Annotated in this window: 13 protein-coding genes; 9 read left to right on the plus strand and 4 right to left on the minus strand. The window is 35.8% G+C overall.

Annotated elements, in window-relative coordinates; genetic code table 11:
• Positions 1 to 20: 20 nt before the first annotated feature.
• Positions 21 to 1298 (minus strand): S1 RNA-binding domain-containing protein, encoded by a 1278-nt coding sequence (locus tag O5640_RS10660; RefSeq protein WP_269612460.1) that lies wholly within the window; start codon positions 1296 to 1298, stop codon positions 21 to 23.
• Between the two features lie 102 nt (positions 1299 to 1400).
• Between O5640_RS10660 and O5640_RS10665 the strand changes: the two genes are divergently transcribed.
• The 5 genes from O5640_RS10665 (at position 1401) to O5640_RS10685 (ending at position 5927) form a co-directional block, all read left to right on the plus strand.
• Positions 1401 to 2198, plus strand: coding sequence for a creatininase family protein (locus tag O5640_RS10665; protein WP_269612461.1), 798 nt, complete (start codon positions 1401 to 1403; stop codon positions 2196 to 2198).
• A gap of 74 nt (positions 2199 to 2272) precedes the next feature.
• Entirely contained in the window at positions 2273 to 2998 is a 726-nt protein-coding gene (locus O5640_RS10670) for an aldehyde oxygenase (deformylating) (RefSeq protein ID WP_269612462.1), read from the plus strand.
• Between the two features lie 144 nt (positions 2999 to 3142).
• Positions 3143 to 4183 (plus strand): long-chain acyl-[acyl-carrier-protein] reductase, encoded by a 1041-nt coding sequence (locus O5640_RS10675; RefSeq protein WP_269612463.1) that lies wholly within the window; start codon positions 3143 to 3145, stop codon positions 4181 to 4183.
• Positions 4184 to 4203: 20 nt separating this feature from the next.
• Entirely contained in the window at positions 4204 to 5193 is a 990-nt protein-coding gene (locus O5640_RS10680) for an acetyl-CoA carboxylase carboxyltransferase subunit alpha (RefSeq protein ID WP_269612465.1), read from the plus strand.
• Between the two features lie 26 nt (positions 5194 to 5219).
• Positions 5220 to 5927, plus strand: coding sequence for an SDR family oxidoreductase (locus tag O5640_RS10685; RefSeq protein WP_269612466.1), 708 nt, complete (start codon positions 5220 to 5222; stop codon positions 5925 to 5927).
• On the opposite strand, the gene O5640_RS10690 is transcribed toward O5640_RS10685, so the two are convergent.
• Positions 5924 to 6598: a phosphoribosylanthranilate isomerase gene (locus tag O5640_RS10690; protein ID WP_269612467.1), complete on the minus strand. Its 675-nt coding sequence runs from the start codon at positions 6596 to 6598 to the stop codon at positions 5924 to 5926. The genes O5640_RS10685 and O5640_RS10690 overlap by 4 nt on opposite strands.
• Positions 6599 to 6678: 80 nt before the next feature.
• Here O5640_RS10690 and O5640_RS10695 point away from each other — a divergent pair, with 80 nt between their 5' ends.
• Complete coding sequence (locus tag O5640_RS10695; protein WP_269612468.1) at positions 6679 to 7896, plus strand: site-2 protease family protein; 1218 nt, start codon at positions 6679 to 6681, stop codon at positions 7894 to 7896.
• Here O5640_RS10695 and O5640_RS10700 read toward each other — a convergent pair.
• Complete coding sequence (locus O5640_RS10700; protein ID WP_269612469.1) at positions 7893 to 8642, minus strand: lipoyl protein ligase domain-containing protein; 750 nt, start codon at positions 8640 to 8642, stop codon at positions 7893 to 7895. The two genes, O5640_RS10695 and O5640_RS10700, sit on opposite strands and share 4 nt — an antisense overlap.
• Positions 8643 to 8904: 262 nt before the next feature.
• On the opposite strand from O5640_RS10700, the gene O5640_RS10705 reads away from it, so the two are divergent.
• Positions 8905 to 9309 carry a hypothetical protein gene (locus tag O5640_RS10705; protein WP_269612470.1) on the plus strand — a complete coding sequence of 135 codons (405 nt, stop codon included), beginning with the start codon at positions 8905 to 8907 and terminating at the stop codon, positions 9307 to 9309.
• Between the two features lie 68 nt (positions 9310 to 9377).
• Positions 9378 to 10391, plus strand: coding sequence for a protochlorophyllide reductase (locus tag O5640_RS10710; protein WP_269612472.1), 1014 nt, complete (start codon positions 9378 to 9380; stop codon positions 10389 to 10391).
• Between the two features lie 16 nt (positions 10392 to 10407).
• On the opposite strand, the gene bchL is transcribed toward O5640_RS10710, so the two are convergent.
• Positions 10408 to 11298 carry a ferredoxin:protochlorophyllide reductase (ATP-dependent) iron-sulfur ATP-binding protein gene (gene bchL, locus O5640_RS10715; protein WP_269612474.1) on the minus strand — a complete coding sequence of 297 codons (891 nt, stop codon included), beginning with the start codon at positions 11296 to 11298 and terminating at the stop codon, positions 10408 to 10410.
• A gap of 355 nt (positions 11299 to 11653) precedes the next feature.
• On the opposite strand from bchL, the gene O5640_RS10720 reads away from it, so the two are divergent.
• Positions 11654 to 12913: a ferredoxin:protochlorophyllide reductase (ATP-dependent) subunit N gene (locus O5640_RS10720; protein WP_269612475.1), complete on the plus strand. Its 1260-nt coding sequence runs from the start codon at positions 11654 to 11656 to the stop codon at positions 12911 to 12913.

Genomic DNA, 12913 nt, shown 5'->3' on the forward strand with positions numbered 1-12913 from the left:
CTTTGTTCTTCAATGTAAAGTTAAGAGGATAAGTTGATGTCTTTCTCTTCATTTTGATGCTCAACTTTTTCTTTATTCAAACTATTTCGAGCTTTAACGGCTCGCTCATTCGCTTCTTCCATTACTTTTGCTTTATCAGTAATAAGTTCTCCAGGAGGGCCCTCTAAAAGAGCTGTGTTTAATCCAATTCGTCCGCGAGAAGGATCTAAGTCAGTTATCAAAGCTTTGATAGACTCACCTGCTTGAAAAACTTCTCTAAGGCTTCTCATGCTTCCGTTGGTAACCATTGAATGATGCAATAATCCACTAACACCCTTTAAATCAACAAAAAAGCCATAAGGTTTTATCGTTAGTATTTCACCTTCGATTAATTGTCCGATTTCTAATTCCGAAAATCTTGAAGCAATCGCAGCTTTCTTTTCCGAAAGAACAAGTTTGCGTCTCTCTGGATTTACCTCTAAAAAAGCAGTGTTAATTGTCTTTGAAACTAGAGATTGATGATTTTCTCCGTCTTCAAGTTGAGATCTAGGAATAAAACCTCTTAATCCTTCGAAGTCGCATGTAACACCCCCACGATTAAAGCCGTTTATTTTAACTCGAATAACTTTTCCTTCTTTTGCAAGATTTTGAACTTTGTCCCAGCTTTTTCTTAGCTCTAAAGCTCTACAACTAATAGTTACCATCCCATCTGCGTTTTGTTCTCTAGTAACAAGAACTTCTACTTGCATCCCTTTTGGAAAGCGCTCTTTTAAATTTGTAATTACACCTAAACCACATTCATTTTTAGGCATGAATCCAGGAGCTTTCCCACCTATGTCGACATAAATTCCATCACTTTCAACTGCTATAACTGAACCTTTTGCAATTTCTCCAGTTGTACCTATTGGTTGATTATCTTCTAAGGCTGCTAAAAACTCGTCTTCATCAAAATCAAATTCATCAACTGTTCTACTTTTTTGGTCAAAAATCTTTTGATCATTATTAGGTTCGATGTTTTTATTTTCAGAATTATTTTCGGATCTAAGGAGATCTTCCATTGTTGTTTCTTTAAAACTATCGGTAGAGTCTTCAAGAATTATTTTTTTCTGTTCAGGAGCTTTATTTAGCTCTGAAGGGTTTGTTTTACCTAGAACTTTTTCATCAAGTATTTTATCTTTAGTTTTGTCAGTGACTTCTTTATTAGAGATTTCTTCCTCAGTCTTTCGACTGATGTGCATCACTTGCAATGGCTTGCGAGGTGCATTTATTGCAGGACTTGGGGGAGTAGCTTTTTTAGGCTGAGAATCTGACCCGCCCATAATACCCTTGGTAGTAAGTTAAACATTCTTACAGTCAAGGGTAAGTTGTTTTTTAATTATTAGGAGATTTCTATCATTTTCCAAACTCGTCGATTTGAGCATTTGACCTGGCCTGAGGCCTCTAAAGCCGCTTCAGCTAAAGGATCTACATTGGTTTGGCCCTTTGGTGCATGTGAACAACACGGACCTCATTTACCTTTAATTACTGATACTTTTTTTGCTGAAAATATTTTAATTAAGACACTTGATGGTCTGCCAGAGAAAATGCCGATTTGGATGATTCCATCTCAATCAATTGGCTTCTCTCCTGAACATCAAGCTTTCCCAGGAACTTTATCCTTGTCCGCGGATGTTTTACTTTCGCTAGTAACTGATATTGGTCAGCAAATAGCTTCTATGGGATTTAAAAGATTAGTCTTTTTTAATGCCCATGGAGGACAAATAGGCCTTCTGCAAGCAGTTTCGAGGCAACTAAGAATTCAATGTCCTTCCCTCGCAGTCTTACCTTGTTTCCTTTGGAGTGGTGTCCCAGGCTTAGATGATCTTCTGCCTGAGAAAGAAGTTGAGGAAGGACTTCACGCTGCTTTAGCAGAAACAAGCCTTATGTTGCACATGGGTATAGATTTGGTCCGAAATGATTCTTACTTAAAAAATAAAGGTATAGATAAAGAAATTATTTCTACTCCAAAAGGGTGGAGCCTTGAGGGTGCCTCGCCATGTGCATGGCTTACAGAAGATTTAAGCTCTTCTGGAGTTATTGGGGATGCAAGTTCTTCAAATTCTGAACTGGGTGCCGCTTTAGAAAATGCACTAATAGATCATTGGAAGTCATTATTTACAAGCCTTTTGGAGAGTGATTGGCCGCCAATCATGTCAGAAAGACCTGTTTCTAGCAGTTAAGATGTGGTAACTGAACTACCATTTTGGATTTAATTCTGTAAGATCACTCAGATTGACAAATTTCTAATAGATCTATGCAAGCTTTTGCATCCAACAATTTAACCGTAGAAAAAGAAGAGCTGAATTCTGACTCTCTTCCGGACTTCACCTCGGAATCCTATAAAGATGCCTATAGCAGAATCAATGCAGTTGTAATTGAAGGCGAGCAAGAGGCTTATTCCAATTTTCTCGATCTCGCTAAGTTGATTCCTGAACATGCAGATGAGCTTGTGAGGTTAGGAAAGATGGAGAAAAAGCATATGAATGGTTTTTGTGCTTGTGGTAGAAATCTTGCTGTAAAGCCAGATATGCCCTTTGCGAAAACCTTTTTCTCAAAACTCCATAATAATTTTTTAGATGCTTTTAAAGTTGGAGATACAACAACATGTCTTTTAATTCAATGCATCTTGATTGAATCTTTTGCAATATCTGCTTATCACGTTTACATTCGCGTCGCTGATCCATTTGCGAAAAGGATCACAGAGGGTGTTGTTCAAGATGAATACTTGCACTTGAACTATGGGCAAGAATGGCTCAAGGCTAATCTTCCAACAGTCAAGAAAGATCTAATGAAGGCGAATAAAGAAAATTTGCCTCTTATAAAATCTATGCTTGATGAAGTGTCAAATGACGCGGAAGTTCTTCATATGGATAAGGAAGAGTTAATGGAGGAATTTATGATTGCTTATCAAGATTCACTTATGGAAATTGGTCTTGATAATAGAGAAATTGCTAGAATGGCTCTTGCAGCAGTGATTTAGAGATTTTAAATTTATATTTTTTTTTCTCAGCTATTCCTCAAGAACTTAAAGTTCTTGAGGAATTCTTTTTTTTGTGACCTTGGTGGTCTAACCTTCAATCTTGGATAAATATTTAGTTTTAATTTTGATTTTGCTTGGTGCCAAATGTTTGGGCTAATTGGACATTCAACAAGTTTTGAAGATGCCAAAAGAAAGGCATTGGGCTTGGGGTATGACCATATTGCTGAAGGAGATTTGGACGTATGGTGTACAGCACCCCCTCAGCTTGTAGAGCATGTAAAGGTTGTAAGTGCTATCGGTAAGACTATTGAAGGAGCTTACATAGACTCATGCTTTGTCCCTGAAATGCTAAGTCGCTTCAAAACTGCAAGAAGAAAAGTTTTAAATGCAATGGAGTTAGCTCAAAAGAAAGGGATCAGCATTACAGCTCTAGGTGGATTTACCTCAATAATTTTTGAAAATTTTAATTTGCTTCAAAATCAACAAGTTAGAAATACAACTCTTGATTGGCAAAGGTTTACCACTGGTAATACTCATACAGCTTGGGTGATTTGTAGACAGTTAGAGCAAAATGCACCCCAAGTAGGAATTGATTTGCGCAAATCCAAAGTGGCTGTTGTTGGCGCTACTGGGGATATTGGTAGTGCTGTTTGTAGGTGGCTCTCTAATCGAACTGGTGTTTCTGAACTTCTTTTAGTTGCTAGACAACAAAAGCCTTTACTTGAACTTCAATCGCAACTTGGAGGAGGGAAAATTCTTAGCCTTGATGAGGCTTTACCTGAAGCAGATATCGTGATTTGGGTCGCAAGCATGCCTAAAACTTTAGAAATTGACCCATCTAAAATTAAAAGACCGTGCTTAATGATTGATGGTGGATATCCAAAAAATCTAGGTGAGAAGTTTTCAGGACCCGGAATACACGTCTTAAAGGGTGGAATAGTTCAATTTTTCAAAGATATTGGTTGGAGCATGATGGAATTAGCTGAGATGGAAAATCCTAAAAGAGAAATGTTTGCGTGTTTTGCTGAAGCAATGCTTCTTGAATTCGAGAATTGTCATACCAATTTCAGTTGGGGGAGGAATAATATTACTTTGGAAAAGATGGATTTCATTGGCAAAGCTTCTGAAAGGCATGGGTTTTCTGCTGTTGGTTTGAAATCAAATATTCAGACATCAACCGTCTGATCATTTGGTTACTTTTTTTTATGGCTAGACGTTTTCTTCTCGAATTTGAAAAACCTCTTGTTGAATTGGAGAATCAAATTGATCAAATTAGAGAATTGGCAAGAGATTCAGAGGTTGATGTAAGTCAGCAACTTCTACAATTGGAAACTCTTGCAGCAAGAAGGCGAGAAGAAATATTTAATGCTCTCTCACCAGCTCAAAAGATTCAAGTAGCTAGACATCCTCAAAGACCAAGCACGCTTGATTACATACAGATGTTTTGTGAAGACTGGGTTGAGTTACATGGAGACAGGAATGGAACTGATGATCAAGCTCTAATAGGAGGATTAGCTCGAATAGGTGAGAAATCTGTTCTTCTCATTGGACAACAAAAAGGCAGAGATACAAAAGAGAATGTTGCAAGAAACTTTGGTATGGCAAAGCCAGGAGGTTACAGAAAAGCTCTGAGGCTAATGGATCATGCTGATCGCTTTGGTATTCCAATAATCTCTTTCATAGACACTCCTGGGGCTTATGCAGGCCTTATAGCAGAAGAACAAGGACAGGGAGAGGCAATCGCGGTGAATTTGCGTGAAATGTTTAGGCTTAAAGTCCCCATAATTGCAACTGTAATTGGGGAAGGTGGATCTGGTGGCGCTCTAGGGATAGGCGTCGCAGACAGGTTGCTTATGTTTGAACATAGTGTTTACACAGTTGCAAGCCCTGAAGCTTGTGCATCGATTTTATGGAGAGACGCTGCCAAGGCTCCTGAGGCAGCATCATCATTGAAAATCACTGGACCTGATCTTATGAAGTTAGGAATTGTTGACGAGGTCTTAAAAGAGCCATCTGGGGGGAATAATTGGGCCCCGCTTCAGGCAGGAGATACTTTGAAAAATGCTATAGAGAAGCATTTATCCGAATTATTAGCTTTATCCTCTGATGAATTAAGAGACAACAGATATTCAAAATTTAGAAAAATGGGGAAATTTTTGGAAACTCAGTCTATCGAAAGTGAAATTTCAGTTTAAAGTTTCAATGTTTGCTTCTAACTTTCTTGTCAACAGTATTAATTACGGGTGCTTCTAGAGGAATTGGTAGAGCGGCTGCTAAAGCTTTTGCTTACTCTGGGTGGGATTTATTACTTTTAGCCAGGTCTGAAGATGATCTCAAAACATTAGTTGAAGAAATCGATAATAAAGAAGTTAAGGTCTTCTACAAATCTATTGACCTGAGTAATCCCAAAAATATTTCTAAGGGAATATTTGAATTAATGAATAATGGTCTGATTCCCTCAGTTTTGATAAACAATGCTGGGGTTGCTTGGACTGGAGACCTTTTATCCATGCCACTTGAAAAATGGGAATGGATCATGCAAATGAATCTCACCAGCATCTTTCAGGTTTGCTCTGAGGTGGTTCCTTTGATGAGAAAAAAAGGAGGATTAGTTATCAATGTTAGTAGTCATGCTTCTCGAAATATTTTTCCACAATGGGGAGCCTATTGTGTTTCTAAAGCAGCTTTAGCAAGTTTTACTAAATGCTTAGCAGAAGAAGAACGTAAGAATTTAATACGTGCATGCACACTTACACTTGGGTCGGTAAATTCATCTCTTTGGGATTCTGATACCGTCGGCATGCAATTTGACAGAGATTCGATGCTCTCAGTTGATCAAGTGGCATTTGAACTTTTACATCTTGCTAATCAGCCAATTGATCAAATTATCGAGGATATAACTCTTATGCCTGCTGCAGGAGCATTTTAATTTTGTGCTCTTATTTCGCGAACAAGAGATTCAACTTTCTTAAGATCTTTAATACCTGGAGATATTTCCAGTCGACTAGAGGCATCAATTCCATTAGGTCTAAGTTTAGAAAAGATTTCAGGAATTATTTCTGCAGATATCCCACCAGCTAAGATCCAAGGGACTTTAAAAGTTTTTTCAACTAGTAATTCTATTGGTACTCTTTTTCCAGTACCACCAAGGGATTTATCATCCCATGCATCTAAGAGAATAGCATCAATATTATTCTCATATTGACTTATAACTTTTAAATCATTTATAGATTTTAATCTGAAGGCTTTCCATAATTTAAGTGTTGGAAATTCATTTTTTAATTCACGACAGTAATCAACTGATTCATTCCCATGTAGTTGTATTACTGAAGGTGGAATTGATCTATTATTTATAGACTTAACCGTTTCTAATTTTGCATTTGCAATAACATATACTTTCTCAATGTTTGAAGAAACTTTTTCTATTTCATCAAAAATTTTTATACACTCTTCTTCTGGTACAAAACGAGGAGACTTTTTTACGCCAATAACTCCAATAGCATTAATTTTGAATTGAGCTATGGATTTTGCTTGCGAAGTGTTAGTTATTCCACAAATTTTTATTGCTGTTGATTTTTTAGAAAGAGATTTTCTGATCATTACCAGAATTTTATTAGGATTGATTGAAATAGATTTTATTGAGAATTTGGAGGACTTTAAATTTGGGTAGTTGGGAAGTTATGAAAATCAAAGGGATTCCTTTGAGAATCCATCCTAGTTGGTTTTTGATTTTCTTATATTTTACTTTGTCAGCAAAAGATCAGTTTGAGACTCTTTTTGATGGTCAAGTATCTATTTGGAATGGATGGCTTATAGGTGCTTTTACGTCAATTCTTTTATTTTTATCTGTTTTATTGCATGAATTGGCTCATTCTTTTGTGGCAATTGGAGAGGGTATAAAAGTTAAAGACATAACACTTTTTTTTCTTGGAGGAATGGCAAACCTTGAAAAGGAATGTAAGACATCAAAAGGAAGTTTGAAAATTGCAATTTCAGGACCAATTGTGAGTCTTTTATTAGCTTTCTTAATGATTTTATTAAGTAATAAATTATTAGTATCAAATATTATCATTTCTAATTTATTTAAGCAGGTTGGAAGGCTTAATTTTTTGATAGGAATATTTAACTTGCTTCCGATAATTCCTCTTGATGGTGGTGTTATATTAAAATCTCTAATATGGCACCTCACAGGGAGTAAAAATAAAGGGATTAAAGCTGCAATTGCTTCCGCGAGATTAATTTCTTTTCTTGCTATCTTTATCGGGATTTTTAGTTTACTTAGTGGCAGATTTTATATAGCAGCATGCTTATTTATTATCGGTTTATTTATCTTTACTTCATCTAAGTCACAGAGCCAAATTATTCAAATACAAAAGATATTATCTGAATTACATGTTAATCAAGTTTGTAGTCGTTCATATAGGGTTTTAGAAGATGATTTGCCTGTAAAAGTTTTATCTAAATATAATCAATCTAATAATGATAAATACTCTAATGAAGAATGGATACTTTTGTGCAGAGAAGGTAGATGGGTAGGTTATCTGACTGAAAAGATTTTGAAAGATATTCCTGTACAAAATTGGGATAAAAAGTTTCTTTATGAGTTTTCATCGCCAATAGATGAATTACCATCAATTAGTGAAAAAGAATTATTATGGAAAGCAATAAAAAAAATAGAAAATACAATATATTCAAGACTTCTTGTTCTTTCAGTTTCTGGTCTTCCTATTGGAACTTTGGATAGAGTAGATATAGGGAAAGCAGTACTTAAAAAAATTGGATTAAACCTTCCAGATCAATTAATAAAAGTTGCAAGAAAAGAGAATATATATCCATTAGGCTTGAATTTATCTGATATAGCAAGGTCGATGGTTCCTGATGATTTAGAAGAGTATTAAAAATGATTTATTATTTGGGGATTTTCTATGGCTAGACGTTTTATTTTTTTCATATCCTTGCTATCTAATTTATAATTAGATAGCTTTAAATTGGGCCATATTTTAATTAAGGATTCTTTTAAAAAAAATATAATTTTATCTTTTTCTTTGACTTGATTTTTTATCTTTGGTGGATCAGCATTGAAAACTTTTTTCCATAAATATTTTGAGGGTTCCATTAAGATCTCCCCATGCTGAAGCAAATGTCCTTTTTTCCAGTATTGAGCACTCCCAATATGCTTGTTTTTATCTTTATCAATCAAGTCAGCCAATGTTGAAGATGCAAAACAATTACTATTTGTTATGTCCACTGGTTGATTTCCTAAAAAAAGATCTACTCCAGCTTTTTTAAAACCATCTTTTAGCCATTGAGTTATCTTTGAATATGATTCTTTTTTGTTCCTTGGCGGATATTTCCATATGAGTGCATAAGTAAGACCTCTACTATGAAGAACAGCTTTCCCTCCACTAGGTCTTCTTATAATTTTTAACTCTTCATCTTTTAAAAGTTTAAGCCATGCTTTAGGAAGTTTTTTTTGATTTTTCCCAATAGATAACCAGTCTCCATCCCAAGTATAAAAACGAATTGCCATATTAAAATTATTGTCAGTAAAAGACTTCTCTAAAAGAAAGAGATCGATTGCCATTTGCTCTGGGCCACTTAATTCAAGAGGGTTTAAGTAAAGAATTTCTTCTAGATTGTTCATTTTCGATTTTAGTTGTCTTTTATAAATACTTTTGAAAAAAAAATTCAAATTATCATAAACTTTATTCTAAAGATTGTTAAAGTAATTTAATTGGCATTTAACTAAATTATGATATTTGTAGTTTTACTGAGTTCTTAAAAAATTAATTTTTTATATTCTTCATTATTTATTTTTAATTTATTGATGTATTGCCAGAAGGCAAAGAATTGATTCCATTATTAATTAAGTTACTATTAAAAAAATCGGGACATGTCATTTAATTTTGGGACATCCTCAACGAATTGAAGTGCCATTCAGAAGGAGGCGTTCAAAAAAAATATGCAAGAGCAAACCTCTTGTAAATAAAAAAATTGACGCTTTTACTCAGGTTTCTGAATTTCAGAGAGAAGAAGTCATGAGAGAGCTTTTGTATACCAATGTAGGATTGATTTTGAAGTTTGGATTATTTATTGTATTTGCAACCAGCCTCGTAAACTTAGGCATCGCTTCTCATCAACGTGTTAATAGAAATTTAGAGTTATCGTATTTATTAGATAAGGAATCAAAAAAACTTCATAAGTTAAGACTACGTTTTGATGAAATGTTTACTAATGGTGGAGAACAAAGTTTTTTTAAGGAGCAAGATCAGTGGATTACTCCAAATAGTGTCAGAGTTATTTGGCGATGATTAACTTTGCCTTTCTTCGGTTTAGATTTGTATTTGAAATTGATTAAAAAAAGTTTTTACTAAAGAAGATGGCTCTAGTACAAGCGGCACCAGGAACTGTCTTAATTACTGGAACAACATCAGGAGTTGGGTTGTACGCAACAAAGTCTTTGGTAGAAAGGGGCTGGAGAGTTATTACTGCAAATAGATGTTCTCTTAGAGCCGAGGCTTCAGCCTCAGCTGTTGGTTTACCTATTAACAGCCCGAGACAGCTTAAACATATGCAAATTGATCTTGGCGACTTGGAAAGCGTACGCAATGGGGCTAAAACTCTTTTACAAGATTTGGAACAGCCATTGGATGCTTTGGTTTGTAATGCTGCTGTTTATCTTCCTCGTTTAAAAAAACCTTTGAGATCTCCTCAGGGATATGAAATATCAATGGCAACTAATCATTTTGGACATTTTTTACTAATTCAGTTGCTTTTGGAAAATCTTAGTAAGTCATCAAGACCAGTTTGGAAGGGAAGATCTTGGGGTGTGGAATCATCCAGAGTAGTTATTTTAGGAACTGTTACTGCTAACAATAAAGAACTTGGCGGTAAAATCCCAATCCCAGCTCCTGCTGATCTAGGAAATTTATCTGGATTTGAAGAAGGTTTTCTCGAACCAATATCAATGGCTAGTGGTAAACGTTTTAAACCAGGCAAAGCCTATAAAGACAGTAAGTTATGCAATATGATTACAACCCAAGAATTACACAGAAGATTCAATTCTTCTCCAATTCTTTTTAGCTCTCTATATCCTGGATGTGTAGCCAATACAAGATTATTTAGAAACACTCCTAAAATATTTCAGTGGCTATTCCCATGGTTTCAGAAATTAATAACGGGAGGTTTCGTAAGTGAAGCGCTTGCGGGTGATAGGGTGGCTCAAGTCGTATCAGACCCTCAATTCGCTATATCTGGTGTCCATTGGAGCTGGGGAAATAGACAACGAAAAGACAGACAACAATTTTCACAAGAATTGTCCGATCGAGTGACTGATCCAATTACTTCTAGAAAGGTTTGGGATTTTTCTATGCAACTAGTTGGTCTTAAATAATTTTTCAAATACTTCTTTAATCAAATCCAAGTAGATCAAATATTTCACGGTCTTTTAAAGGTTCAGCCTCTAATGGTTCAACGTTATCTATCATTTTTTGGGCTAATGAAAGATATTCATTTTGAACTTCCACTACGCCTTCTTCTTCTGCATCCATTTCGAAAATTGTGCACTTTTTCAGTCTTGATCTGCGTATAGCATCTACGTTACGGAAATGAGCCATGGTCTTAAGACCTGTTCTTTCATTGAACTTTTCTATCTGATCTAATTCAGCAGAGCGGTTTGCTATTACACCTCCTAGACGAACTTTGTAATTTTTTGCTTTAGCATTTATTGCTGCGACAATGCGGTTCATTGCAAAAATAGAATCAAAATCGTTTGCAGTAACAATTAGACAATAATTTGCATGTTGCAATGGAGCGGCGAAACCACCGCATACAACGTCACCAAGAACATCAAATATAACTACATCAGTATCTTCTAAAAGATGATGCTCTTTTAATAGTTTGACTGTTTGTCCTGTGACATAGCCACCACATCCTGTTCCCGCTGGAGGTCCACCACTCTCAACGCACATGACACCATTGAATCCTTTAAACATAAAGTCTTCAGGCCTTAGTTCTTCACTATGAAAATCGACTTCCTCAAGTATGTCTATGACAGTAGGAACCATCTTATGAGTAAGGGTGAAAGTGCTGTCATGCTTTGGATCACAACCAATTTGAAGAACTTTCTTGCCAAGTTTTGAAAATGCAGCTGATAAATTTGAGGAAGTAGTTGATTTACCAATACCTCCTTTTCCATAAACAGCAATGACAAGTGCTCCTTCTTGGATCTGAGCTGTTGGATCTTGTTTTACCTGAACGCTACCTTCACCATCCTCCTTACGAGTCAAAGTCGAAGTCATTAATTTTTTTTCTCGAAAGTCCTTGTTTATATTCTTGCAGGCAAATATCTCTTTAGGAAATGTTTAGAGAATTCGATACATTTAACATTAAATATATATCTTCAAATGAAAACATATATACATTAAACGCCTTAAATGCGTATTTTTACTCATGTTTGTTGCTCTATTGATGTGTAACAAATTAGCACTTGAATGTATTGTGGGAACTGAGGGTCGTTATTATTGCGAAAAACAAAAGTCACCGTGTTCAGACATTAGGTAACGAAAAAGTAACTAAATGCGAAAGAGATTAAGTGTTTGTTGACGGTTTACCCTTTTTAGATGCAGTTTGAATATATATATGTATTAAATTTCTATGAGCGGTGCAACGCTCCTTAAAGAATCTGGTCCAAAAGAAGTCTTTTGTGGGTTGACCTCTATTGTCTGGCTTCACAGGAGAATGCCTGATGCTTTCTTCCTTGTGGTGGGTTCCAGAACGTGTGCTCATTTAATTCAGAGTGCAGCAGGTGTAATGATTTTTGCTGAACCCCGTTTTGGAACGGCTATTTTAGAAGAAAGAGATCTAGCTGGATTAGCTGATGCTCATGACGAGTTAAACCGAGTAGTTAAAAATCTTTTAGCTAGACGTCCCGAAATTAAAACCCTTTTTCTTGTTGGTTCATGCCCAAGCGAAGTCATAAAAATAGATCTTTCAAGAGTTGCCGAAAATCTGAATATTGAACTTAAAGGTCAAGTAACCGTATTGAATTATTCGGGAAGTGGAATAGAAACAACTTTCACACAAGGCGAAGACGGAGCATTAAAGGCTTTGATTCCATTAATGCCTAAGAGTGATCAAAAGAAATTACTTTTAGTGGGAACGCTTGCTAACGCGGTGGAGGACAGGTTAATAAGTATTTTTAATCGGCTTGGAATAGATAAAGTAGAAAGTTTTCCACCTAGACAGTCAACTGAATTACCCTCAATTGGTCCTGAAACAAAAGTCCTTCTTACTCAGCCTTACTTAACGGATACGGCCAGAGAACTTAAAAATAAAGGTGCTGAAATAATTGATGCTCCTTTCCCTCTTGGTGTCACGGGAAGCACTTTATGGATTCAGGCCGCTGCGAATTCGTTTGGCATCGATAAATCCAAGGTTGATTCAATCTTAAATCCATTGATTTCAAGGGCAAAAGAAGCTTTGGCTCCTCATGTTGAGAAGCTTTCTGGTAAGAAACTGTTTCTTTTGCCCGAATCTCAATTAGAAATCCCTCTCGCCAGATTTCTAAGTAATGAGTGTGGAATGGAGATTGTTGAAATAGGAACGCCTTACTTAAATAGAGATTTAATGAAAGCAGAAATAGACTTGCTACCTCCTGATTGTCGTATCGTAGAAGGACAACATGTAGAGAAACAATTAGACAGAGTAAGAGATAGTTCGCCAGATCTAGTCGTTTGTGGAATGGGTTTAGCTAATCCACTTGAAGCAGAGGGAATATCAACTAAATGGTCAATTGAAATGGTTTTCAGCCCCATTCACGGGATTGATCAAGCTTCTGATCTAGCAGAATTGTTCTCAAGACCACTTCGAAGGCATGACATTTTAAACCCTACTAAAACTCTTACATCAAATTAA

Source organism: Prochlorococcus marinus str. MIT 0912, assembly GCF_027359595.1.
Lineage (GTDB): Bacteria > Cyanobacteriota > Cyanobacteriia > PCC-6307 > Cyanobiaceae > Prochlorococcus_B > Prochlorococcus_B marinus_C.